At 72.8% G+C, this 22,347-nt stretch carries 23 protein-coding genes; 11 read left to right on the top strand and 12 right to left on the bottom strand.

The window, feature by feature from the left end; translation table 11 throughout:
• Window positions 1-152 precede the first annotated feature (152 nt).
• Window positions 153-1,082 (top strand): hypothetical protein, encoded by a 930-nt coding sequence (locus FHX73_RS17235; protein ID WP_145905841.1) that lies wholly within the window; start codon window positions 153-155, stop codon window positions 1,080-1,082.
• A gap of 155 nt (window positions 1,083-1,237) precedes the next feature.
• On the opposite strand, the gene FHX73_RS17230 is transcribed toward FHX73_RS17235, so the two are convergent.
• The gene (locus FHX73_RS17230; protein WP_145905840.1) at window positions 1,238-1,993 is read right to left on the bottom strand and encodes a SigE family RNA polymerase sigma factor; all 756 of its coding nucleotides are present in this window, start codon (window positions 1,991-1,993) and stop codon (window positions 1,238-1,240) included.
• A gap of 245 nt (window positions 1,994-2,238) precedes the next feature.
• Between FHX73_RS17230 and FHX73_RS17225 the strand changes: the two genes are divergently transcribed.
• The 5 genes from FHX73_RS17225 to FHX73_RS17205 all read left to right on the top strand — a co-directional run bounded on the left by FHX73_RS17225 (window position 2,239) and on the right by FHX73_RS17205 (window position 6,043).
• Window positions 2,239-2,916: a response regulator transcription factor gene (locus tag FHX73_RS17225; protein WP_145905839.1), complete on the top strand. Its 678-nt coding sequence runs from the start codon at window positions 2,239-2,241 to the stop codon at window positions 2,914-2,916.
• Window positions 2,917-2,977: 61 nt separating this feature from the next.
• Complete coding sequence (locus FHX73_RS17220; protein WP_145905838.1) at window positions 2,978-4,564, top strand: sensor histidine kinase; 1,587 nt, start codon at window positions 2,978-2,980, stop codon at window positions 4,562-4,564.
• On the top strand, window positions 4,561-4,983 hold the full coding sequence (locus tag FHX73_RS17215) for a hypothetical protein (RefSeq protein ID WP_145905837.1): 423 nt from the start codon (window positions 4,561-4,563) through the stop codon (window positions 4,981-4,983). Before FHX73_RS17220 ends, FHX73_RS17215 begins: the two co-directional genes overlap by 4 nt.
• Window positions 4,984-5,252: 269 nt before the next feature.
• Entirely contained in the window at window positions 5,253-5,801 is a 549-nt protein-coding gene (locus tag FHX73_RS17210; RefSeq protein ID WP_170304944.1) for a VanZ family protein, read from the top strand.
• A gap of 59 nt (window positions 5,802-5,860) precedes the next feature.
• Entirely contained in the window at window positions 5,861-6,043 is a 183-nt protein-coding gene (locus FHX73_RS17205; RefSeq protein ID WP_145905835.1) for a PspC domain-containing protein, read from the top strand.
• A gap of 304 nt (window positions 6,044-6,347) precedes the next feature.
• Here FHX73_RS17205 and FHX73_RS17200 read toward each other — a convergent pair whose 3' ends face one another.
• Complete coding sequence (locus tag FHX73_RS17200) at window positions 6,348-6,719, bottom strand: hypothetical protein (protein ID WP_145905834.1); 372 nt, start codon at window positions 6,717-6,719, stop codon at window positions 6,348-6,350.
• A gap of 193 nt (window positions 6,720-6,912) precedes the next feature.
• A complete protein-coding gene (locus FHX73_RS17195; protein WP_145905833.1) occupies window positions 6,913-8,061 on the bottom strand; it encodes an adenosine deaminase in 1,149 nt (382 codons plus the stop codon).
• Between the two features lie 302 nt (window positions 8,062-8,363).
• On the opposite strand from FHX73_RS17195, the gene FHX73_RS17190 reads away from it, so the two are divergent.
• From FHX73_RS17190 to FHX73_RS17175, 3 genes are all read left to right on the top strand, one after another.
• Entirely contained in the window at window positions 8,364-8,870 is a 507-nt protein-coding gene (locus FHX73_RS17190) for a SigE family RNA polymerase sigma factor (protein WP_145905832.1), read from the top strand.
• Window positions 8,870-9,958, top strand: coding sequence for a hypothetical protein (locus FHX73_RS17185; RefSeq protein ID WP_145905831.1), 1,089 nt, complete (start codon window positions 8,870-8,872; stop codon window positions 9,956-9,958). Before FHX73_RS17190 ends, FHX73_RS17185 begins: the two co-directional genes overlap by 1 nt.
• Window positions 9,959-10,501: 543 nt before the next feature.
• A complete protein-coding gene (locus FHX73_RS17175) occupies window positions 10,502-10,975 on the top strand; it encodes a DIP1984 family protein (RefSeq protein ID WP_145905830.1) in 474 nt (157 codons plus the stop codon).
• Window positions 10,976-11,368: 393 nt separating this feature from the next.
• Here FHX73_RS17175 and FHX73_RS17170 read toward each other — a convergent pair whose 3' ends face one another.
• Window positions 11,369-12,391, bottom strand: coding sequence for a LysR family transcriptional regulator (locus FHX73_RS17170; protein ID WP_145908342.1), 1,023 nt, complete (start codon window positions 12,389-12,391; stop codon window positions 11,369-11,371).
• A 67-nt stretch (window positions 12,392-12,458) separates the two neighbouring features.
• Between FHX73_RS17170 and FHX73_RS17165 the strand changes: the two genes are divergently transcribed.
• Window positions 12,459-13,754, top strand: a complete 1,296-nt coding sequence (locus FHX73_RS17165; protein ID WP_145905829.1) for an MFS transporter — start codon at window positions 12,459-12,461, stop codon at window positions 13,752-13,754.
• Window positions 13,751-14,308: a Uma2 family endonuclease gene (locus FHX73_RS17160; RefSeq protein ID WP_145905828.1), complete on the top strand. Its 558-nt coding sequence runs from the start codon at window positions 13,751-13,753 to the stop codon at window positions 14,306-14,308. Before FHX73_RS17165 ends, FHX73_RS17160 begins: the two co-directional genes overlap by 4 nt.
• 29 nt (window positions 14,309-14,337) lie before the next feature.
• Here the strand turns inward: FHX73_RS17160 and FHX73_RS17155 are convergent, their stop codons facing one another.
• From FHX73_RS17155 to FHX73_RS17120, 8 genes are all read right to left on the bottom strand, one after another.
• Window positions 14,338-14,637 carry a putative quinol monooxygenase gene (locus tag FHX73_RS17155; protein WP_145905827.1) on the bottom strand — a complete coding sequence of 100 codons (300 nt, stop codon included), beginning with the start codon at window positions 14,635-14,637 and terminating at the stop codon, window positions 14,338-14,340.
• Between the two features lie 120 nt (window positions 14,638-14,757).
• Window positions 14,758-15,594: a DUF4097 family beta strand repeat-containing protein gene (locus tag FHX73_RS17150; RefSeq protein ID WP_145905826.1), complete on the bottom strand. Its 837-nt coding sequence runs from the start codon at window positions 15,592-15,594 to the stop codon at window positions 14,758-14,760.
• Between the two features lie 108 nt (window positions 15,595-15,702).
• Window positions 15,703-16,236, bottom strand: a complete 534-nt coding sequence (locus tag FHX73_RS17145; protein ID WP_145905825.1) for a hypothetical protein — start codon at window positions 16,234-16,236, stop codon at window positions 15,703-15,705.
• 162 nt (window positions 16,237-16,398) lie between these two features.
• The gene (locus FHX73_RS17140; RefSeq protein WP_145905824.1) at window positions 16,399-17,676 is read right to left on the bottom strand and encodes a thymidine phosphorylase; all 1,278 of its coding nucleotides are present in this window, start codon (window positions 17,674-17,676) and stop codon (window positions 16,399-16,401) included.
• A 155-nt stretch (window positions 17,677-17,831) separates the two neighbouring features.
• Window positions 17,832-18,242: a cytidine deaminase gene (locus FHX73_RS17135; protein WP_425461391.1), complete on the bottom strand. Its 411-nt coding sequence runs from the start codon at window positions 18,240-18,242 to the stop codon at window positions 17,832-17,834.
• Window positions 18,239-19,510, bottom strand: coding sequence for an ABC transporter permease (locus tag FHX73_RS45635; protein ID WP_145905823.1), 1,272 nt, complete (start codon window positions 19,508-19,510; stop codon window positions 18,239-18,241). Before FHX73_RS45635 ends, FHX73_RS17135 begins: the two co-directional genes overlap by 4 nt.
• Entirely contained in the window at window positions 19,507-20,694 is a 1,188-nt protein-coding gene (locus tag FHX73_RS17125) for an ABC transporter permease (protein ID WP_145905822.1), read from the bottom strand. Before FHX73_RS17125 ends, FHX73_RS45635 begins: the two co-directional genes overlap by 4 nt.
• Before the next feature lie 5 nt (window positions 20,695-20,699).
• Window positions 20,700-22,337 (bottom strand): ABC transporter ATP-binding protein, encoded by a 1,638-nt coding sequence (locus FHX73_RS17120; RefSeq protein WP_246213848.1) that lies wholly within the window; start codon window positions 22,335-22,337, stop codon window positions 20,700-20,702.
• Between the last annotated feature and the right edge of the window lie 10 nt (window positions 22,338-22,347).

Raw genomic sequence — 22,347 nt, 5'->3', positions numbered from 1 at the left:
CACGCGATCGCATAGTGTGGTTTACGGTGCTCGCAGCCGTGTAGCGTGCGCGGTGAACAGGTTGCCCCTGACAGAAAAGGGGCGAGCCCGAACGGGTGTTCTCAGCACCCGGCCGGGCTCTTCATCCGCCAAGTGGAAAGACCCCACTGACGATGCTCCAGCATGCTATCGCGCCCTCTCGCGACTTCACCCAGATCGCCAACTCCCACGTCTGGGATGACGACCTCTCAGATGCCGCCTTCCGGCTCCTGGTACGCGCCTTGGCCCTCTCCGCGCCCGCCGCCCGCCGGACCACCGTCACCGAGCTCGCCGCCGGGTTGACGGGCGGCCGCATCACCGCCGACCGGGCGCGCCGCCAGCTCGCCAAGGCCGGGCTGCTGCACACCAGTACGCGGCGCAGCGCGACCGGGCAGCTGCGCTCGGAGTCGCTGGTGTCCAACGTGCCGTTGCGGCCGGACGAGGCGGAGCAGCTCCTCTCCAGTGACCAACCGGATGCCGGAAAACCGAAGCCCGCACCGCCCGTCGGCCCGCCATCCGGCACCGCCCTCCCTACGGGAGGAACACTGGGGGACAACACGCCTTCCCCCCTCCCGGTCCCGCCCGAGCCCAAATCCGAGCCCGACCCTGACACCGAGCCCGAGTCCGACCCCGACGGCCGCCTCGCGCTCGCCGAGCAGGTGCTCCACTCGCTGCGCAACACGGACTCCCGCCTCGTCCTCGGCTCCGCCGAGGCGGCCCGCCTCGCCCCGCTCGCCGCCGAGTGGCTGGCCCGGGGCGTCAGCCCGGCGGGCCTGCGGCACGCGCTGACCGCCGGGCTCCCCGTCCCCCTCAAGTGCCCGGCCGGACTGCTCCGCACCCGGCTGCGCGACAAGATGCCCGCCCACCAACTCGACGATCACCCCGTGCACCTGGCGATCTGCACCGACTGCGAAGTCCCGTTCCGCGTGGTCGCGGGCGAGGACCGCTGCGCGCGGTGCCGCACCGCAGCCGCAGCAGCGCAGCCCCAGGAGCCCGAACCCGCCCGCCCGGGCTGGCGCGAGCGACTCCGGCTCGCCGGTACCCCCGACCCCGAGCTCGCCTGACCCGAAAGCCCGGCAGCCGGCGCGGCGTCCTCTCCCGAGACGCCGGCCGGCTGCCGGTGAAGGGCGCGGCTTCCCTGCCGGCGCTGGACTCCCCCGAGCCCTGCGCGACTCCGCGCCCGTTATTCACCCGTCCCCCGACGGGAGTTCATTGGTACTCAGGCGACCAGCTCGCCGAAGGCGTGCACGGTGTCGCCGGTGCGGTTGAGGTGCTCGTCGTCGCGCAGCCGGCGCAGGGCGCGCCAGATGCTGCTCTTCACGGTGCCGACGCTGATGCCCAGGATGTCGGCGATCTCCGGGTCGGTGCGGCCCTCGTAGTAGCGGAGCACCAGCATGGTGCGCTGGTTCTCCGGCAGCTTGGCCAGCGCCTGCCAGAGCACGGCGCGCAGTTCGGTGCCGCCCATCGCGTCGGTGTCGCCGACGGTCTCGGGCAGCTCCTCGGTCGGGTACTCGTTGAGCTTGCGGCGGCGCCAGGCCGAGATGTGCAGGTTGGTCATGGTGCGGCGCAGGTAGCCGCCGACCGCCGCCTTGTCGGCGATCCGGCCCCAGGCGCGGTAGGTGCTGAAGAGCGCGCTCTGCAGCAGGTCCTCGGCCTCGAAGCGGTCGCCGGTCAGGTGGTAGGCGGTGGCGTACAGGGAGGCGCGGCGCTCGCGCACGTACGCGGTGAACTCCGTCAGGTGGTCCACCTCGGCGGCCGGGTGCTCCCCCTGCGCGCCTCCCTGCTGCCCCGTCGAGGGGAGGTTCTCCGCCACCGGCCCCACCCGGTAGAGGGTCGCCCCCTTCGTCCCCCCGTGACCTCGGCCGCTCGCGCTCCCCCGGCGTCCCCCCGAGCAGCCTGCCTCCGCCGTAACGGCCAACGCCTCCGCGGCGCGCTTGCCGTCCCAGAAGCTCCGGGTCTCAAGCGTTGCGTTCATCGTGGCGCCCCCATGGTCGGTACGAGCGGGTCCTTATCACCGTCCCCGTTCCCCCTCCCACTCTCGTGGTCGGTCGCGGTGACAAGGAAAATCCTGCCGCCCACCCGTCATGGCGGTGTCCGCCAACTGTCACAGCGGTGTCACAAGCCCCGGGACTTTGGTCACGCAGTGGCGCTCGACACCCTTGACGCCTCTGTGACCCCGGACGGTTCCCGGGGGCACACCCGGTGAGCAAGAATGAACAGGTGCCTTTCCTGCTATTGATCGAGGACGACGACGCCATCCGGACGGGTCTCGAACTCGCCCTCACCCGCCAGGGCCACCGTGTGGCCGCCGCCGCGTCCGGCGAGGACGGGCTGCGCCTGTTCAAGGAGCAGCGGCCCGACCTGATCGTGCTGGACGTGATGCTGCCCGGGATCGACGGCTTCGAGGTCTGCCGCCGGATCCGCCGCAGCGACCAACTGCCGATCATCCTGCTCACGGCACGCTCGGACGACATCGACGTGGTGGTGGGCCTGGAGTCCGGCGCCGACGACTACGTCGTCAAACCCGTGCAGCCCCGGGTGCTGGACGCCCGGATCCGCGCCGTGCTGCGCCGCGGCGAGCGGGAGAACTCGGACTCCTCGGCCTTCGGGTCGCTGGTGATCGACCGCTCGGCGATGACGGTCACCAAGGACGGCGAGGACCTCCAACTCACCCCGACCGAGCTGCGGCTGCTGCTGGAGCTCAGCCGGCGTCCCGGCCAGGCGCTCTCCCGCCAGCAACTGCTCCGGCTGGTCTGGGAGCACGACTACCTGGGCGACTCCCGCCTGGTGGACGCCTGCGTGCAGCGGCTGCGGGCCAAGGTGGAGGACGTGCCCTCGGCCCCCACCCTGATCCGCACGGTCCGCGGGGTGGGCTATCGTCTGGACCCGCCCTCCTGAGCGGCGCGTCCGCGCCCGCCAGAGTTGACCGACAGTCCAGAGCGAACGGCTGACCCGAGACGTGACTGACCAACAGATCGGCCGCCGCCAGGCCTGGCGGCGGCGGCTGCGCCTGAGCTCGCTGCGGGTCCGGCTGGCCGCCGTCTTCGCCGTGGTGGCGCTGACCGCAGCGGTCTCCGCCTCCGGCATCGCCTACTGGCTGAACCGGGACGCGGTGCTCAAGCGCGCCCAGGACACCGCGCTGAACGACTTCCGGGTCTCGCTCAGCCGCAACGTCTCCAGCCTGCCGCTGAACGCCTCCTGCCCCGACCTGGTCGCGCTGGCGAACACCGTGGCCAGCTCCGGGCTGAGCTACAACGTGGTGGTCTCGGACGAGAACCAGCCTGGCTGCTCGGCGAGTTCGGACCCGCGCTTCACCATGGGCCAGGTGCCGCGCGCGCTGCTCACCGCGGTGGACACCCCGCGGGCCACCGGCCAGGGCAACCCGTACACGTACCACCTGTACTGGCAGCGGGTGGACCTGGACGGCCACCCCTACGTGGTCGGCGGCACCCGGGTGGTGCCGACCGGGCCGACCGCCTTCATGTTCAAGTCGCTGGACAACGAGCGGGCCGACCTCAACACGCTGGGCTGGTCGCTGGCCGTGGCCACCCTGCTGGCGCTGATCGCGGCCACCCTGCTGGCCCAAGCGGCCTCCGCCACCGTGCTCCGCCCGGTCCGCCAACTCGCCGAGGCCGCCAAGCGGTTGGGCGAGGGCAAGCTGGACACCCGGCTGGAGGTCAGCGGCACCGACGAACTCTCCGACCTGGCAAGGACCTTCAACAGCACCGCCGAGGCGCTCTCCGAGCAGGTGGAGGGGCTGAGCGCCCGGGAGGCGCAGAGCCGGCGGTTCGTCGCCGACATGTCGCACGAGCTGCGCACCCCGCTGACCGCGATGACCGCCGTCACCGACATCCTGGAGGACGAGGCCGAGTCGCTCGACCCGATGATCGAGCCGGCCGTCCGGCTCGTGGTCAGCGAGACCCGGCGGCTCTCCGACCTGGTGGAGAACCTGATGGAGGTGACCCGGTTCGACGCGGGCACCGCCAAACTGGTCGCCGACGAGATGGACATCGCCGACCTGGTGATGTCCTGCATCGACGGCCGCGCCTGGTACGACGCGGTGGAGGTCGACGCGCCGCGCGGCGTGCTGGCCGTGGTGGACCCGCGCCGGCTGGACGTGGTCTTCGCCAACCTGATCGGCAACGCGCTCAAGCACGGCGGCTCGCCGGTCAAGGTGACGGTCCGCCAGGGAGTCGGCCCGACCGGGGCCGGCGAGGTGGTGGTGCAGGTCAGCGACAGCGGACCGGGCATCCCGCAGGACGTGCTGCCGCACGTCTTCGACCGGTTCTACAAGGCCGACAAGGGCCGGGCCCGGTCCGAGGGCAGCGGCCTGGGGCTGTCCATCGCGATGGCCAACGCACAGATCCACGGCGGCACCATCACCGCCGCCAACGGCGAGCAGGGCGCGGTGTTCACGCTGCGGCTGCCGCTGCGCCCGCCGTCCGCCGTGCCCGCCGAGGGGCAGCGGCAGGAGCCGGGGGCGCCGGGGGGCTCGGGGATCTCGGGGGGCTCGGGGGAATCGACCGGGCGGAGGTCCGAGGCATGACGGGCGACGGAACGAGCGAGCAACTGCGGGCGCGGGTGCGGGTGACGCACCGGGCGCTGGGTGCGGGTGTTGGTGCGGGTGCGGGTGACAGCGGGGCGGTCGGTGGCCGGTTCCGGCGCTGGGCGCTGGCCGCCGGCGCGGCGACCGCGGTCGCCCTGCTGGCCGGCGGGTGCGGGATCCGGCCGACCGCGATCCCGGTGGACGCCGGCGCGCCGGCCAGCCGCACCTCCTGCCCCACCCCGCTGCGCCCACCGGCGGCGGCCTCCCCCTCCGTGGGCGTCCAGCACGCGCCGGCCAAGGGCGTGACGCCGTCCCCGCTGCCCAGCGCCACCCCGTCGCTGCCCGACGGCAGCCTGTTCAGCGCCCTGCCCTCGCCCTCGCCCAGCCCGAGCGGCACCCTGCACTGCGACGACGAGTAGCCCGAGCGGCCGAGCAGCCGGACGGCCGGGCCGGAGCCCGCGACCGGCTCTGTGAGCCTCTGTGAGTCTCTGTGAGTGAGGACACCCAGGTGACGGCGACACCCCCGGGAACCGGTACGGCGCGCAGGGGCGTCTTCGGGGGCGTGCAGCGAGATGGCACCGGCGTGCGGAGCACGCCCGGCACGGTGCGAGTCCCAGAGCGAGGACCGGACCCCGAGGCTCGGCCCGGGGGCGGCGCCACGCTCCCCGCAGCGCTCCGCTCGGGAGCCGTGGTCCTGCTCACCCTGCACTTCGCGGTGCTCAGCTGGCTGACCCTGCGTGCGGTCCCGGCCACCGCCTGGGCCTACGACGCCAACCTCACACCCTTCGCCACCCTGCACCGCGCGTTCGCGGCCGGCGGCGGCACGGCGGCCCGCCAGGTGCTGGCCGCGCTGGCCCAGACCGCCCCGTTCGGCGTGCTGCTCCCCCTGGTCGGGGGCCGGCTGTACACCCGCTGGCTGCCGTCCTTCCTGCACGCGGTCGGGCTGAGCGCGCTGATCGCCACCGGGCTGGAGGTGCTGGAGACCTCGGCCGGCCGGGTGCTGAACGTGGACGACGTGCTGATCGGTGTGGTCGGCGCCGCCCTGGTGCACCTGCTGCTGGTGCCGGCCACCCGGGCCGCGCTGCGCGCCCGGGCCGCCGGGGGTACCAGTGCGGGTGGCGTCGACGTCCCCAACCCGCCGGTTCTCAGGGCCGACCCTGAGGCCGACCCCCAGATCCGGGTCACCCAGCCCGGGGAGACCCGGGGGTCGCGGATCGGCATTCGGGCGGACGCCTGACCGGCCCGGCCCGGGCCACGATGGAGGCATCCGATCCGCCCCTGAACTGGGAGAACACGATGCGCACCCTGGCCCGCCCCCGTCACAACCGTCTGATCGCCGGTGTCTGCGCCGGGGTGGCCGAGCGCTTCGGCCTCACCCCCTGGACGGTCCGGCTGATCTTCGTGCTCTCCTGCCTGCTGCCCGGCCCGCAGGTCCTGATCTACCTGGGCCTGTGGCTGCTGCTCCCCCAGGAACCGTGAACCGGCCGCCCCGGCCGCGGATCCGTGGATCCACGACCGGCCCGGCACACGCGAGAGCGCGGCCCCCGTCGAACGGGGACCGCGCTCTCGTGCGTGCCGGGGCGGTGTGAGACGTGGGGTCACGCCCTGGCACGCGGGTCACGCCCGCACGCGCTGAGCCGGCCCCGTGTGCAGGGCCGCGCTCACGCGGAGTCGGCCCCGTGCGCAGGGCCGTGCTCGCGCGGAGTCGGCCCCGTTCGCAGGGCCGCGCTCACGCGGAGTCGGCCCCGTTCGCAGGGCCGTGCTCGCGCGGACGGAGACGACGTCAGCCGCCCAGCGGCAGCCCGCCGCTCAGCGGGACCGCGCTGCCCACCACGCCGCCCAGCGGGCCGCCGGCCTGCTTGGTGACGCCCTGCACCGCGGCGACCGGCAGCGCCCGGGTGGGGGCGGCGGCGGTCTGGTCGCCGGCGGTCGCCTGCTGGCCGGCACCCTGGCCGAGCAGGCCGGTGGTCTGCGCGACCGGGCCGCCGACCAACGGGGTCTTGCTCAGCGTGCTGGTCGCGCCGCCGGTGTCGGGCAGGCCGCCGGTGGGCAGCGCGCTGAGGCCGGGGGCCGCAGCGGCCGAGGCGGTCCCGGCGGCGACCGCCGCGATGGCGAGCGCCGCGGTGCCGGCGGCCTTCAGAGTGGCCTGCTTCATCAGTAGTCCTCGCGTCTGTCGGGCCGGCGCCGCGGACGGGCCGGGGCGGCAGCCGCCCCGGGGTACGCCGCCGCGCCGTGTCAGCAGTGACTGGCACACCGTAGACAGTGGCCCGGGCCCGGGCCAAAAGCCCCTCACTCCTGTGAGTGACCTGTCGGACCGTATGACAAAAGGTTTCTGATGAAACGTCAGCTCAGGACGAGGTGCCGAACAGCCACTCGGAACGCAGCTCGGCGTAGCCCGGCTTGACCACCTCGTTGATCATCGCGAGGCGCTCGTCGAACGGCAGGAAGGCCGACTTGAGCGCGTTCACGGTGAACCACTGCATGTCGTCCAGGTCGTAGCCGAACGCCTCCACCAGGTGGGCGAACTCCTGGCTCATGCTGGTGCCGCTCATCAGGCGGTTGTCGGTGTTCACCGTGACCCGGTACTTCAGCCGGGCCAGCAGGCCGATCGGGTGCTCGGCGTAGGAGCTGGCCGCGCCGGTCTGCAGGTTGGAGGTGGGGCACATCTCCAGCGGGATCCGCTTGTCCCGGACGTAGGCGGCGAGCCGGCCCAGGGTCACCGAGCCGTCCTCGTGCACCGTGATGTCGTCGGTGATCCGCACGCCGTGGCCGAGCCGGTCGGCGCCGCAGCACTGCAGCGCCTCCCAGATCGACGGCAGACCGAAGGCCTCGCCGGCGTGGATGGTGAAGTGGTTGTTCTCGCCCTTGAGGTAGTCGAAGGCGGCCTGGTGCCGGGTGGGGGGGAAGCCGGCCTCGGCACCGGCGATGTCGAAGCCGACCACGCCGTTGTCCCGGTGGCGGTTGGCCAGCTCGGCGATCTCCTGCGAGCGGGCGGCGTGCCGCATCGCGGTGATCAGGGTGCCGATCCGGATCCGGTGGCCGGCCGCGCGGGCGTTGGCCTCGCCGAGCCGGAAGCCGTCCTGCACCGCGTCGACGACCTGGTCCAGGGTCAGGCCGCCCTCCAGGTGCTGCTCGGGGGCGTAGCGCACCTCGGCGTAAACCACGCCGTCGGCGGCCAGGTCCTCGGCGCAGTCGGCCGCGACCTTGATCAGCGCGTCCCGGGTCTGCATCACGGCGCAGGTGTGGGCGAAGGTCTCCAGGTACCGCTCCAGCGAGCCGGAGTCGGCCGCCTCGCGGAACCAGACGCCGAGCTTGGCCGGGTCGGTGGTAGGCAGGTTGGTGTAGCCGCAGGCGGCGGCGAGCTCGACGATCGTCTCGGGGCGGAGGCCGCCGTCCAGGTGGTCGTGCAGCACCACCTTCGGGGCGCGGCGGATCTGGTCGGCGGTCGGGGTGCGCGGGGCCGTGGTGCCCGCGGGTACAGGGATCTGCTTCTCCATTGCGGGAGTGTAAGGCCTACGCGCGTAGAATCCCAACGACTCGCCGGGCCGTACTGGTCGGCTTCAGCTGGTGCTGGATGTCCGGTACGGCGATCGACACGATGGTCCGGTCCGCCGCAGCCGTCCGCCCGGTGGACCTTCATGCTGACGACCGGCCCCGCAGCACGCCTGACGGTGCGAAACCCGCCGGCGGGTCCGCCGGAACCACCGGCGGGTGCCGTGCAACCTTCCGCGGATCGGCCGCATTAGGGAGGCGAGCGGCACGACCCGTGCCGCCGCCGAGGGGAAGGGGGGCCGGGAGCATGGCGGGGCAGACACGCGACGCCGAGTTCACGGACTACGTGGCCTCCAGGGCCGGCTGGCTGCGCAAGGTCGCGTACCTGCTGTGCTCGGACTGGCACCGGGCGGACGACCTGGTGCAGGAGACGATCACCAAGCTCTACACCAACTGGTCCAGGGCGAGCCGGGTGGAGAACCTGGACGGCTACGCGCGGACGGTGCTGGTGAACACCTTCCTCGCCGAGCAGCGCTCGCCCTGGCGCCGCTGGACCAGGACGGGCACCGCGCAGCCCGAGCAGGCCTGGACAGCACCCGACCAGGACGCGGTACTGGACGTGCGCCGGGCCCTGGCGGCGCTGCCGCCCCGGCAGCGGGCCACCGTGGTGCTGCGCCACTACTGCGATCTGACGGTGGAGCAGACGGCCGAGGCGCTCGGCTGCTCCACGGGCAACGTGAAGAGCCAGACCTCGCGGGCACTGGACGCCCTCCGGCGCACGCTGACGCTGCGATCCATGGAGGGGAGCCGGTGATGGAGGAGAACCCGCGGTTCGACACCGCCGTCGAGCGCGAGCTGGGCATGCTGGCGGAGTGCGAGGCGCCGCCCAGCACGGTCAGCGCGGCCCGGGCCGTGCGGCAGGGCCGGGCCCGGATCATGCGCCGGCGACTGACCGTGCTGGGGACGGTGGTGGTGATCGCGGCGACCGCAGGCGCCCTGACCGTGCTGCGCCCCAACGCCGGCGCCCACTCCGCCGGACCGCTCGCCGGGCCGGCCACGGACACGGGCTCGGGCTCGGGCTCGGGCTCGGGTGCCGGGTCTTCGGCGCAGCCCGCGCCCCAACCGTCGCTCCCGCAGACGGGCGCACCCGCCACCGGAAGCGACCCGCTGCACCCGGGCCTGCGGTTCGGCTGGCTGCCCGACGGGGTCGCCACCCTCACCTACCGGGTGGACCCCCAGGGAGCCTCGCTGCTCGCCTCGGCCTCCTCGGCGACCGCGGGCACCGCACTGTCCTTCATCCTGAGCCTGTACCCGCAGGGCTCCGCCCCCGGCGACACCGAGGTCGCCGGCGTGCACGTCACCCTGGTCGCGGCCCCGGCCGTCAACGGCCGGCCGGCGTACTGGCTCCTGGACGACAAGCTCAACCCGGCCGGAACCAAGGAGCTGCGCTGGCAGTTGGCGGACGGCCGCTGGGCTGAACTCGACGGGATGGGCATGCCCGCCGGTCAGGAGCAGCAGATGTCGCTGCGGGTGGCGGCCGACGTGGCGCCCGACGCGCAGCCGGTGCCGCTGCCCTTCCGCCTCGCCGTGCCGGGCGGCGACACCTTCTCGCAGCTGGACTTCCAGCGCACGCTCGGCACCGCTGGGTCGGACTGGTCAGTGCGCGTGGTCGTCTCGTCGCAGGACGGCAGCACCGCCGTCCCCACCGACATCACCCCCGACTCCGTCCCCGCCCGCCCCACGGACGTGTGCGTCTCGGACCAGGGCGTGCACGCCTGCGTCCCCCGCTACGACAGCGGTCCCGACCCGCTCGCCGCGCTCGGTGGCCCCGACGCCTGGCTGCACCGGTTCACCCTGCTGGGCACCGACCCGAGCAAGTGGACCACCGACGTGACTGGCTGACGCACCGTCGGCGAGGGGGCCACCCGCTCACCCGGCGCCGAAAGGGGCACCGGGGCCGCAGGGCTCGCCCACCTCGCCGACGGGGTGGGCGGCCTCCGGCCGGATCACGGCACCCTTGATCCTCGCGGCGTTGTCTCGCGCGGAGGCGAAGGCTCGTTGTTTCGTGCTGAGGTGAAACATCGTCCTTTCGCGCACGAGCGAAACGTCGGCCTTTCGCGCACCAGCGAAACGTCGGCCTTTCGCGCGGAGGCGAAACCTCATGTCCTGTGCCGCCGGACCTTGGCCGATTGCCGCCGCAGGCTGACGGACAGCGGTTCGTGTCATCGACGATTGACCGCCCGAGTCAGGAGTGCACCGTCGCACCAGACCCGTGACGGTCGTTCCATGAACCCGCCCGGCGCCGGCCTGGCCAGTCCGGCCGGCGCCCCGCCCCGCCCCGCCCCGCCCCGCCCCGCCCCGCCCCGCCCCGCCCCGCTAACTGTCAGTCAGGCCCTGCCGTGCATACTTGCCAGACGATCAGGAGGACGTAGAGGTGGTGGCGCAGTGAAACTGGCTGAAGCGCTCGCGCAGCGCTCGGCTGCTGTGCGGCGGGTGGAGCAGTTGCGGACGCGCATCGTCGGCAGCGCCCGCTACCAGGAGGGCGAGGAGCCGGCCGAGAACGCGGCGGAGGTCCTGGCCCAGTCCGGTGAGGTGCTGGACGAGCTGGAGCGGCTGATCCGTCAGATCAACCGGACCAACTCCACCACGCTCATCGAGGGCGGCGGCACCCTGACCGACGCCCTCGCCCGCCGGGACGTCCTGCGGCTGCGCCACTCGGTGATCACCGCGGCGGCCGACGCCGCCTCCGGACGTGACCAGCGCGGGGCCGTACGGCAACTGCGGTCCGAACTCCGGATCCTCTCCGCGCTACCGGTCGCAGAACTCCGTGCCCAGGCGGACGTCCTGGCCAAGGAGATCCGCGAGGTGGACGCCCTGATCCAGCGCACCAACTGGGAGATCGACCTGATCGAGGACTGACCCCCACGAGCCGGGTGTGGGAAGCAGGTAGTCGTCACGGAGGCGTGCACACACCGCGGGTCGGCGGTTTATCCGGCCCTTGGCGCGTGAAGAGCAACGCAGGGGTTCGATTCCTCACCAACAGTGCAGCTCAGCATCGCGTACAGGTGACCGCGCACACCGCACAACTCACCACCACGTGCAGATCCGGACGACGAGGGCGGGAACGGGGCGCCCCACACCCAGTGCGGGGCCGTGCACACCAGCACGGCCCCGCACACACACCACGCCGCACCCCAGAGCCACTCAAGAAGCGCCGCATGGAGCCGTCACGGCACCCTTCACCGGCACGCGCCCCCTTTCTCTTCCACGCGAAACCTCACCTTTCGCCCTCACGCGAAACGACACCGCCCCTCACCCGTGCTCCAGCAGCCGCCCGCGGCGGGCCAGCACGAAGTCGCGGAACGCCTCGGCCGGCGTCGGAAGTCGGCGCCCCGCGAGCCAGGCCAGCCCGATCGCCCGCCGGGTGCGCGGTGCGGTGACCGCCAGGTCCACCACCCCGGGCCGCGGCATCAGCCCGCGCGGCAGCAGGGCCACCCCGAGTCCCGCCGCGACCAGCCCGCGCAGCGTCTCCACCTCCTCGCCCTCGAACGCGATCCGGGGCGCGAAGCCGGCCTGGGCGCAGAAGTCGTCGGTCAGCGTGCGCAGCCCGTAGCCGGGCTCGACCGCCACGAACGGTTCCTGGGCCGCCTCCGCCAGCCGCAGCCTCCGACGACCACCACCGCCATCGCCACCGCCACCGCCACCGCCGGCCACCGAACCACCGCCACCGCCGGCCACCGCCCCCACCCGCCGGGCCAGCCGGTGGTCGGCGGGCACGGCCAGGTAGAGCTCCTGCTCGTCCAGCTGGTGCACCGTCAGATCGGGCACCTGCGGCAGCGGCGAGACCAGGCAGAGGTCCAGCTCGCCGGAGCGCAGCCGGTCCAGCATCGCGGCCACGTAGTCCTGGGCCAGCTGGAACCGCGCCTGCGGGTGGTCGACCCGGAACTCGCGCAGCAGCGCCGGCACCGCGTCCGTCCCCAGGGTGTGGAGAAACCCGAAGGCCACCCGGCCGGCCGCCGGGTCGACCTCGGCCAGCACCGCCCGGGTGCCCCGGTCGAGCTCGACGAGCGCCCGCTCGACCGAGCCGAGCAGCAGCCGGCCGGCTCGGGTGAGCCGCACCGAGCGGCCCTGCCGGTCCAGCAGGGCGACGCCCAACTCGCCCTCCAGCCGGGCGATCGCGCGCGAGAGCGTGGGCTGCGGCACACCCAGTTCCTCGGCCGCCCGGGTCACGTGCTCCAGTCGGGCGACGGCCGCGAACTGGGCCAGCCGGGGCGCCAGCAGGGCGGCGGGCGAGTCGGGGCCGAGGTCGAGATCGAGGGGCGGCTGCTCATGCATCACCGTATGGATTATCCGTCAATCATGTATTGGACGCATGGAATGATCCGGGACTACGTTCAGTGCCATGCCCACCGTCGATACCGAGGCGTTCGGTGCGCCGACCGCCGCCCCCACAACCGCCGAGGTCACCAACCCAACCACCCAGCCAGCCGCCGAGGACGCCCGACTCCTCCCCGGCCAGCGGGCCTTCCGCCGCTCCAACCTGGCACTCTTCGCCGCCGGTATCGCCACCTTCGTCCTGCTCTACTCCACCCAGGGGCTGCTCCCGCTGCTCTCCGCCGACCTCGGGCTGACGCCCGGTCAGGCCAGCTGGACCGCCTCCGCCGCCACGCTCGGACTGGCCCTGGCCCTGCTGCCCGCCAGCGCGCTCTCCGACCGGTTCGGCCGCACCGCCGTGATGACCGGCTCGGTGCTCTCCGCCTCGCTGATCGCGCTGGCGCTGCCGTTCGCGCCGAACCTGACCACCCTGGTCGTGCTGCGCGCCGTGCAGGGCGCGGCACTGGCCGGACTGCCCGCCACCGCGATGGCCTACCTGGCCGAGGAGGTGCACCCGAGCGCGCTCGCCTCGGCGATGGGGCTCTACGTGGCGGGCAACAGCATCGGCGGAATGGGCGGACGGCTGGTGGCCGGCTGGGCCGGAGCCGCCTGGGGCTGGCGCTGGGGGCTGACGGTCTCGGCGCTGCTGGCGCTCGCAGCCACCGCCGCCTTCCGACTGCTGATCCCGCCGGCGCGGAACTTCCGCCGCGCGCCGGTGGACGCCCGGGCGCTCGGCCGCACGGTGGGCGCGCACCTGCGGGACCCGCTGCTGCTGCGGCTGTACGCGCTGGGCGCGCTCTTCATGGCGGTCTTCGGCGCGGTCTACAACACCGTCGGCTTCCGGCTGATCGCGGCGCCGTTCCACCTGCCCGAGTCGGTGGCCGCCTCGATCTTCGTGGTCTACCTGGTCGGCACCGCCTCCTCCGCCGGGGCCGGCCGGCTCGCCGCCCGGCTGGGCCGGCGCGGCGCGCTCTACGCCGCGATCGGCTGCACCACCGCCGGTCTGCTGCTCTCGCTCACCGACTCGCTGCTCGGCACCCTGCTCGGCCTGGTGCTGATCACCGCCGGCTTCTTCGCCGGCCACGCCACGGCCTCCTCCGCCGTCGGCCGCACCGCCACCCACGGCCGCGCCCAGGCCTCCGCGCTCTACCTGATCGCCTACTACCTGGGCAACAGCCTCGGCGGCACCCTCGGCGCCGACGCCTACCACGCCACCGGCTGGTCCGGCGCGGCCACCGTCGGCCTGGTCGCCATGACGCTGGCCACGGGCGTGACGCTCTACGCGACCCGGCAGGCACGTGTGGTGAGTACGCTCCAGGCATGAGCATCGATCCGGTGGCGTTCGCCAGGCTTCGCGAGAATGCCGACCAGCTCTCGCAGGTTCCCTCAGTAGGGGCGGTCGAAATCGCCAACGGGCAGATCGTCCTGACGGTGTCCCCGGTCCGGCGACATGAACGGGCCGTCCTCCGGATCGCGCGGCAGTTGAACGATCAGTTGCGCACCACCCATCCCGGGTTCGTGGCTCATGCCGGCGCGTATCTGGAGGACGCCGGCCTGGGTCGGCTGCGTCGCCCCGATCTGATGGTCTTTCCGGAAGGCGCCCTGGACCTCCAGACTCCAGGGTTGCTGCCGCACGAGGTGCTCCTCGTCGTGGAGATCGTCTCCCAGGCGAATCCCGAGAACGACTACGAGAACAAGGTCCACGACTACGCCGCCATGGGCATCCCCCACTACCTTCTGGTGGATCCTCGCGACGGCACCGGGATCGTGCACTCCTTGCCGAACTACACCTCGCGCGAGAAGTTCGTCTTCGGTGACGCCGTCAGCGTCGGCCCCTGGACCATCGACACCAGCGCGCTGCTCACTTACGGCTCATGAGGAACCTGAGCCGCCGGCGGGGCGTCGGCTCACCTCGCTGGCTCGCCCAGGATCTTCAACCTCGGCTCCCCCGTTAGCAGTTCCGCTGTCCGGGCCAGCGCCTCCGCCAGGTGCGGGGCAGCCAGGTGGGCGTCCAGCGCCGCCCGGTCCGCCCACTCCTCGACCACCAGCCAGCGCGCCTGGTCGGCCGGGTCCACGTACAACTCGTAGGAGAGGCAACCGGGTTCGTCCCGGCTGGCGACCGCCATCGCCTCCGCCTGCACCCGGAACTCCGCCAGCCGATCGGCCCGCGGCCGCAGCTCCGCGATCACCTGCACCCGCTCGGACATCTCACATCCCCCATCCGTCACAGCAGCCCCGGGGCTCTCCTGGGGCCGCCAAGCCCAGAACATCCACGGCAGCGCGAACGTTCCCATCCCGCCCAGCCCGCCCAGCCCGCCAGCCCGGACTCAGGCGCGGACGACGGAGATGTCGCCGAGCGAGGTCCGCACCCGCAGCTCGACGGTGCGCGCGGCGTCGTCCGGCCCGTCGGCGGAGCCGAGCGAGTTGCGCACGGTGCCGAGGCCGGTGCTGGCGTCCAGCCAGGCCGCGGTGCCCTCCCGGATGCCGACCTCCACGTCACCCATCCCGGTGTTCAGCTGGACCTGACCCCGCGTCACCTCGGCGATCCGGATCGGGCCGTTGGCGCTCTTGGCCTCGACGTCGGCGTGCGCGGTGCCGACCGTGATCCGGCCCATCGCGGTCTTGGCCACCAGGTTGCCGACCACCTCCCGCACCGAGGTGTCGCCGTGGCTGTTGCGCACGGTGGCGGTGCCCAGCAGCCGGCCCAGTTCGACCCGGCCGCCGCCGGACACCTCGACGTCACCGGTGGCCAGCTCCAGCACCACGTCGCCGTGCGAGGTCCGCAGGTCGGCGTCGGCGGCGCCGTCCACCCGGATGTCACCGGCCGCGGTCTTCAACCGGGTGTTGCCGAGCGGGCCTTCGCACCGGAAGCCGCCGACCCCGAGGGTGCCCACCAGCTCCGATCCGGCCGGCAGCTCGACGGTGACGTCCACCGAGCCGACCTTGGCGAAGACCGAGCGCTTCTTGGGGCTCTTCACCAGCAGCCGGCCGGCGGTGAAGGTCACCTTCGTCTGCTGCGCCTGCTGCACGTCGCGGTCGCTGGCGCCGTCGGCCGGCAGCACCTCGACCACGGTGTCGGCGCGGTCCCCCGCGATGACCCGGACCGAGGCGATGTCGATCTCCACGGTCGCGGTGATCGGTCCGATGGTGTCGAACGTAGGCATGGCTGTCCCGTCCTCTTGGCTCGCGCCGTTGACTCGTGACGTTGATTCGTGACGCTGGTTCGTGACGCTCGTGGCGCCGACTCGAAGAAGTGCCGAACGGACCCGCGGTCAGCGCACCCAGCCGGTGAAGGTCTGGCCGCCGCGCCGCCGACCGCCCCCCGGCACCCGGTCGGCCGGGCCCCGGTCGGCGGGCTCCAGCGCGGTGGCGACCGCGCGCACCAGCCAGGCGTTGACCGACAGGCCCTCCCTGCTCGCGGCGTCCTCCACCCGGGACTTCAGGTGTGCGGGGAGCCGGAAGTTGATCCGCGCGGTGCCCTCCTCCCCCTCAGCCGGCACCGCCGCGGGCACCGGCGGCGCCACACTGGCGCCATCCGGCATCGGCACGTAGACCTCACCCGTCGGCGCCGGGGTGACCACGAACTCCGGATCCACCCCGCGCAGCCGCACGTCCACCGAGCCGGGCGCCAGCTCCTGGGTCACTTCCCCCATCGCCGCCGAGAGCGCACCCAACAACATCAACCGGGTCGCCGACTCCAGCGGCGCCGTCAGCCGCTCGGCCAACTCCCGGGCATCCTCCCCACCCGCGGCCGCGGCGACGGCGAGCTCGTTGCGGAGGTTCTCGACATAGGGCGTGAGGTCCATGACTCAATGATGGCGCCATAATGGCGCCATGTCCAGCACCAATGGCGCCAACCGCGCCACCATGGCGCCGGTCAGCCGAAACGCCGATGGGCGGCACGCGTTCCACGCGTACCGCCCATCGACGGACCCAACGGCGTCAGACGGTCGTCCGACCGCTCCCGATCACCCGATCCGGTCCAGGATCAGCGGGGTGCGGGTGTACTCGGTGCCGGCCGGGGAGACGGCGATGCCGCCCTCCAGGGCCTCGATCGCGTACTCGAAGCGCTCGGGGGTGTCGGTGTGCAGGGTCAGCAGGGGCTGACCCGCCGTCACCGTGTCGCCCGGCTTGGCGTGCATCTCGACGCCCGCGCCGGCCTGCACCGGGTCCTCCTTGCGGGCCCGGCCGGCGCCCAGGCGCCAGGCGCAGACGCCGACGGCGTAGGCGTCGAGGGCGGTGAGCACGCCGGTGGCGGGGGCCGCGATGACGTGCTGCTCGCGGGCGACCGGCAGCGGGGCGTCCACGTCGCCGCCCTGGGCGCTGATCATGCGGCGCCAGTGGTCCATCGCCGAGCCGTCCTTGAGCGCCTCGGCCGGGTCCTTGCCGTGCACGCCGGCGGCGGACAGCATCTCGCGGGCCAGCGCCACGGTCAGCTCGACCACGTCGGCCGGGCCGCCGCCGGCCAGCACCTCGACCGACTCGCGCACCTCCAGCGCGTTGCCCGCGGTCAGGCCGAGCGGGGTGGACATGTCGGTGAGCAGCGCCACCGTGTTGACCCCGGCGCCGCGGCCCAGGCCGACCATGGTGCGGGCCAGCTCCTGGGCGTCGGCCAGGTTCTTCATGAAGGCGCCGGAGCCGACCTTGACGTCCAGCACCAGCGCGCCGGTGCCCTCGGCGATCTTCTTGGACATGATCGAGGAGGCGATCAGCGGGATCGCCTCGACGGTGCCGGTGACGTCGCGCAGCGCGTAGAGCTTCTTGTCGGCGGGGGCCAGCCCGTCGCCCGCCGCGCAGATCACCGCGCCGGTGTCGCGCAGCACCTGGAGCATCTCCTCGTTGGAGAGCAGCGCCCGCCAGCCGGGGATCGACTCCAGCTTGTCGAGGGTGCCGCCGGTGTGGCCGAGGCCGCGCCCGGAGAGCTGCGGCACGGCGGCGCCGCAGGCCGCCACCAGCGGGGCGAGCGGCAGGGTGATCTTGTCGCCGACGCCGCCGGTGGAGTGCTTGTCGGAGGTGGGCACGCCGAGGGAGGAGAAGTCCATCCGGACCCCGGAGCGGATCATCGCCTCGGTCCAGCGGCCGATCTCCCGCAGGTTCATCCCGTTCAGCAGGATCGCCATGGCCAGCGCGGACATCTGCTCGTCGGCCACGGCGCCGCGGGTGTAGGCGTCGATGACCCAGTCGATCTGATCGTCGGTCAGCTCGCGGCGGTCACGCTTGGCGGTGATGACGGAGATGACGTCCATGGCACGGCTCCAGAGAAGAACGGCGGGGCAGGAAGAGACGAGTGGGGCGGCCCACTGCTCAGGCCGCCCCACTCGTCACTCTACGCGCGTCACAGTGCTGCTGACTACAGCCGCTCCGAGTCGATCGCGCGACAACCGCTCCGGACCGACCCGCGCTACAACCGCTCCGGACCGAACGCGTCCGGCAGCACCTCGGTCATCGGCTTGATCCCGCTCGGCAGCTCGACCAGCAGCTCCGGACCGCCGTGCTCGTAGAGCAGCTGGCGGCACCGCCCGCACGGCATCAGCAGCTGCCCGGCACCGTCCACGCAGGTGAACGCGACCAGCCGGCCGCCGCCGCCGGCGTGCAGCGCGGAGACCAGGCCGCACTCGGCGCACAGCGCGAGCCCGTAGGAGGCGTTCTCCACGTTGCACCCGGTGACCACCCGGCCGTCGTCCACCAGGGCCGCGGCACCGACCGGGTACTTGCTGTACGGGGCGTACGCCCGGGACATCGCGTCCCGGGCGGCCGCGCGCAGCGCTTCCCAGTCGACGAGCCGGGGGTCCGTCACCTGCCCGGTCGTCACTTGCCCATGCCCTTGCGGTAGATCTGGCCGTCCGCCTTCGGCGGGCGCAGCCGCTGGGCGGAGAGCGCCAGCACCACCAGGGTGATCACGTACGGCGAGGCGACGATCAGCGGGCGCTCCACCGTGGAGGTGCTGGAGTACCAGAGCGCCACCGCGCCGGCCAGCACCAGGGTGACCGCCGCGCCGACCCACTTGCGCCGGTAGAGGTTCCACAGGCCCATCAGCGCCAGCACGATCGCGATCACCAGCAGCAGCACGTGCACCGAGCTCGGGTCGCGCAGCTGCAGGCTGTCGGTGAAGCCGAACAGGCCGGCGCCGGTGGCCAGGCCGCCGGGCAGCCAGTTGCCGAAGATCATCGCGGCCAGACCGATGTAGCCGCGGCCGCCGGTCTGCCCGTCCTGGTAGACGCTGGCCGCGACCATCGACAGGTAGGCGCCGCCCAGGCCGGCGAAGGCACCGGAGGCGATCACCGCGATGTACTTGTACTTGTAGACGTTGACGCCCAGCGACTCGGCGGCGACCGGGTTCTCGCCGCAGGAGCGCAGCCGCAGGCCGAAGGTGGTCCGCCAGAGCACGAAGTAGGTCATCACCAGCATGGCGATCGCGATCAGCGTCACCACCGACATGTTGGTCACCAGGCCGCCGAGCACGCCGGCCAGGTCGGAGAGCACGAACCAGTGGTGCTTCTCGATCGTGCCCAGCCACTGCGACAGGTGCTCGACGGTGATGTACGGCAGCGGCGGGGTCGGCGGCGACTTCGAGGCACCGGCACCGGCGTTGACGTAGTCCTGGTAGTAGATCCGGTTGATGTAGAGGCACAGGCCCGGGATCAGCAGGTTGATGCCGACGCCGGAGACGATGTGGTCCACGCCGAAACCGACGGTGATCACCGCGTGCAGCAGGCCGCCGAGCGCGCCGGCCGCCATGCCCGCCAGCAGGCCGACCCAGGGGTTGACCAGGTAGCCGGTCCAGGCGCCGGCGAAGGTGCCGGCCACCATCATGCCTTCGAGGCCGATGTTGACCACGCCGGCCCGCTCGGACCAGAGGCCGCCGAGGCCGGCCATGCCGATCGGCACCGCCGCGCCGAGGGCGGCGGCGATCTGGTCGGAGGAGGTCAGGCTGTGGTTCCCGGTGATCATGCCGACCACCGAGAAGAGCACCAGGATGCCGGCGGACAGCAGCAGCGCCATCGGCCAGGAGAGCTTGCGGTTGCCCTTGGCCGGGGTCTTGCCGGCCGGCTTGGGACGGGTCTCGGTTGCGGTGCTCATGCCGCTACCTCCTTCTTCGCCGCGGCGGCGGCCTGGGCGGCGAGCTGAGCGCCGACCTTCTGCTGCTGGCGCTTGATGCCGAAGCGGCGGACCAGCTCGTAGGCGACGACCACGCAGATGACGATGGTGCCCTGCATGACGTTGACGATCTCGGGCGGGTAGTTGCTCGTCGACAGCTGCCCGGCGGTGGCGTCCAGGAAGGCCCAGAGCAGGGTCGCGAAGGCGATGCCGATCGGGGTGTTGCGGCCGAGCAGGGCGATCGCGATGCCGGTGAAGCCGACACCGGCCTGGACGCTCTGGCCGAAGAAGTGGCCGGTGTCCGCGGAGAGCAGGTCGGGCATGCCGATCAGACCGGCGAGCGCGCCGGAGACGCACATGCTGATCAGCACCATCCGCTTGACGTTGACGCCGCTGGCGCCGGCCGCCTCCTCCGAGCGGCCGGTGGCCCGCAGGTCGAAGCCGAACCGGGTGCGGCTCAGGGTGAGCTGGAACAGCACGCCGAGCAGCACCGCGATGATGATGAAGCCGTAGAGCTTGCCACCGTTGGTGTTGAAGGTGAAGAAGTCGCTGGACGCGGCCATCGTCTTGGTCTGGATGCTGTTGCTGCTGCCGGTCTTGATCTCCGGCGCGAAGCGGCCGGGCACCAGCAGCACGCCGATCACACCGGTGGTGATCGCGTTCAGCATGATGGTCGAGATGACCTCGTTGACGCCGCGGGTGACCTTGAGGACGCCGGCGATGCCCGCCCAGAAGCCGCCGACCAGCATCGCGGTGACCAGCACCAGCGGGATCTCGATGAACGAGGGCAGGTTGACCGCGCCACCGACGTAGGCGGCGAACAGCGCACCCAGCTGGTACTGGCCGTTGGCACCGATGTTGAACAGGTTCATCCGGAAGCCGAAGGCGACCGCGATGCCGGCGATGTAGTAGGTGGTCGCCTTGTTCAGGATCGCCACCTGGCCGTTGGAGGCGAAGCCGTAGTTGCTCATCACCCGGAAGGCGTCGAACGGGTTGTAGCCGGCGGCGGCGAGCAGCACGCAGCAGATCGCCACCGAGACGAGGACGGCCAGCACGGGGGCCGCGATGGCCAGCACCAGCCGCTCGCGGTCGATCCGCTGGAGCCGGCCGCGCCTGGGGGCACCGCCCGGCCGGAGGCCGGGGGAGGATTCGGTCGAAGTGGTCATGTCGGTCACTCCCCCGCCTCGGCGTCGTCGCCGGCGGTCTCGGTGGTGGTGGTGCCCTCGGCGGCGTCCCCGCCGGTGCCCTCCGCGGCACTCTCGGCAGCGTCCTCGGCGGCACCCTCGGCGGAGTCCGCGACGGCGTCCTCGATGGCCTCCGCCAGCGGGACGTCGAGCTTGCCGAGCTCCTCCTCGGCGACGACGGCCGCCTCGGCGAGCGCCGCCTCGTCGGACTCGATGTGGCCGGCGGCCGCGCCGGTCATCGCGGTGCCGAGGTCCTCGGCGGTGACGGTGGCCGGGTCGGCGTCCGCCACCAGGCGGCCGCGGTAGATCACCCGGATGGTGTCGGACAGGCCGATCAGCTCGTCCAGGTCGGCGGAGATCAGCAGCACCGCCAGGCCCTCGCGCTGGGCCTCGCGGATCTGGCCCCAGATCTGCGCCTGCGCGCCGACGTCCACGCCGCGGGTCGGGTGGGCGGCGATCAGCAGCTTGGGCCGGTGGCTCATCTCCCGGCCGACGATCAGCTTCTGCTGGTTGCCGCCGGAGAGCGAGGCCGCGGTGACCTCGATGCCGGGGGTGCGCACGTCGAACTCGCGCACGATCCGCTCGGTGTCGCGGCGGGCCGCGGCCGGGTCGAGCCGCAAGCCCTTGGAGTTGGGCGCCTCGGTGACGTGGCCGAGGATCCGGTTCTCCCAGAGCGGGGCCTCCAGCAGCAGGCCGTGCCGGTGGCGGTCCTCGGGGATGTAGCCGATGCCGGCCTCGCGGCGGGCCCGGGTGAGCGCGGGGGTGAGGTCCCGGCCGTCCAGCACCACGGTGCCGGCGTCCAGCGGGAGCATGCCCATGATCGCCTCGACCAGCTCGGCCTGGCCGTTGCCCTCGACGCCGGCGACGCCGAGGATCTCGCCCTTGCGGATGGTCATCGAGATGTCGTCCAGCACCACGCGCTCGATGCCCTCGGCATCGGGCTTGGCGATCCGCAGGCCCTCGACCTTGAGCATCTCGGTCGCGGTGACGGTGGACTCGCGGCTCTCCGGGTTGGGCAGTTCGCTGCCGACCATCAGCTCGGCCAGCTGGCGGGCCGTCACCTGCTTCGGGTCGGCGTCGCCGACCGTGGTGCCGCGGCGGATCACCGAGATCGCGTCGGCCACCGAGAGCACCTCGTGCAGCTTGTGCGAGATGAAGATGACGGTGACGCCCTCGGCCTTGAGCTCGCGCAGGTTGTCGAAGAGCGCGTCGACCTCCTGCGGCACCAGCACCGCGGTGGGCTCGTCCAGGATCAGGATCCGGGCGCCGCGGTAGAGCACCTTGAGGATCTCCACCCGCTGGCGCTCGGCCACGCCGAGGTCCTCGACCAGGGCGTCCGGGCGGACCCCGAGGCCGTACTGGTCGGAGATCTCCTTGATCTTCGCCTTGGCCTTGCCGCCGATGCCGTGCAGCTTCTCGCCGCCCAGCACCACGTTCTCCAGCACGGTCAGGTTGTCGGCCAGCATGAAGTGCTGGTGGACCATGCCGATGCCGCGGGCGATCGCGTCGCCGGGGGTGGCGAACTCGACCTGCTCGCCGTTGATCGCGATGGTGCCCTCGTCCGGCCGCTGCATGCCGTAGAGGATCTTCATCAAGGTCGACTTGCCCGCGCCGTTCTCACCCATCAGGGCGTGC

This window comes from Kitasatospora viridis (genome assembly GCF_007829815.1).
In the GTDB taxonomy this organism is placed as follows: Bacteria; Actinomycetota; Actinomycetes; order Streptomycetales; family Streptomycetaceae; genus Kitasatospora; species Kitasatospora viridis.
The sequence above is the reverse complement of the archived record's forward strand: the minus strand, read 5'-3'. Positions and strand labels throughout refer to the sequence as shown.

Bases quoted from the DNA above. Each gene is read 5' to 3' on its own strand.
- FHX73_RS17120 (WP_246213848.1), bottom strand. From the start codon at position 22,337: ATGGGTGAGAACGGCGCGGGCAAGTCGACCTTGATGAAGATCCTCTAC.
- FHX73_RS17230 (WP_145905840.1), bottom strand. From the start codon at position 1,993: ATGAACGCAACGCTTGAGACCCGGAGCTTCTGGGACGGCAAGCGCGCC.
- FHX73_RS17160 (WP_145905828.1), top strand. From the start codon at position 13,751: ATGAGCATCGATCCGGTGGCGTTCGCCAGGCTTCGCGAGAATGCCGAC.
- FHX73_RS17215 (WP_145905837.1), top strand. From the start codon at position 4,561: ATGACGGGCGACGGAACGAGCGAGCAACTGCGGGCGCGGGTGCGGGTG.
- FHX73_RS17140 (WP_145905824.1), bottom strand. From the start codon at position 17,676: ATGGACGTCATCTCCGTCATCACCGCCAAGCGTGACCGCCGCGAGCTG.
- FHX73_RS17145 (WP_145905825.1), bottom strand. From the start codon at position 16,236: ATGGACCTCACGCCCTATGTCGAGAACCTCCGCAACGAGCTCGCCGTC.
- FHX73_RS17170 (WP_145908342.1), bottom strand. From the start codon at position 12,391: ATGCATGAGCAGCCGCCCCTCGATCTCGACCTCGGCCCCGACTCGCCC.
- FHX73_RS17200 (WP_145905834.1), bottom strand. From the start codon at position 6,719: ATGAAGCAGGCCACTCTGAAGGCCGCCGGCACCGCGGCGCTCGCCATC.
- FHX73_RS17165 (WP_145905829.1), top strand. From the start codon at position 12,459: ATGCCCACCGTCGATACCGAGGCGTTCGGTGCGCCGACCGCCGCCCCC.
- FHX73_RS17190 (WP_145905832.1), top strand. From the start codon at position 8,364: ATGGCGGGGCAGACACGCGACGCCGAGTTCACGGACTACGTGGCCTCC.
- FHX73_RS17195 (WP_145905833.1), bottom strand. From the start codon at position 8,061: ATGGAGAAGCAGATCCCTGTACCCGCGGGCACCACGGCCCCGCGCACC.
- FHX73_RS17150 (WP_145905826.1), bottom strand. From the start codon at position 15,594: ATGCCTACGTTCGACACCATCGGACCGATCACCGCGACCGTGGAGATC.
- FHX73_RS45635 (WP_145905823.1), bottom strand. From the start codon at position 19,510: ATGAGCACCGCAACCGAGACCCGTCCCAAGCCGGCCGGCAAGACCCCG.
- FHX73_RS17125 (WP_145905822.1), bottom strand. From the start codon at position 20,694: ATGACCACTTCGACCGAATCCTCCCCCGGCCTCCGGCCGGGCGGTGCC.
- FHX73_RS17185 (WP_145905831.1), top strand. From the start codon at position 8,870: ATGGAGGAGAACCCGCGGTTCGACACCGCCGTCGAGCGCGAGCTGGGC.
- FHX73_RS17155 (WP_145905827.1), bottom strand. From the start codon at position 14,637: ATGTCCGAGCGGGTGCAGGTGATCGCGGAGCTGCGGCCGCGGGCCGAT.
- FHX73_RS17205 (WP_145905835.1), top strand. From the start codon at position 5,861: ATGCGCACCCTGGCCCGCCCCCGTCACAACCGTCTGATCGCCGGTGTC.
- FHX73_RS17235 (WP_145905841.1), top strand. From the start codon at position 153: ATGCTCCAGCATGCTATCGCGCCCTCTCGCGACTTCACCCAGATCGCC.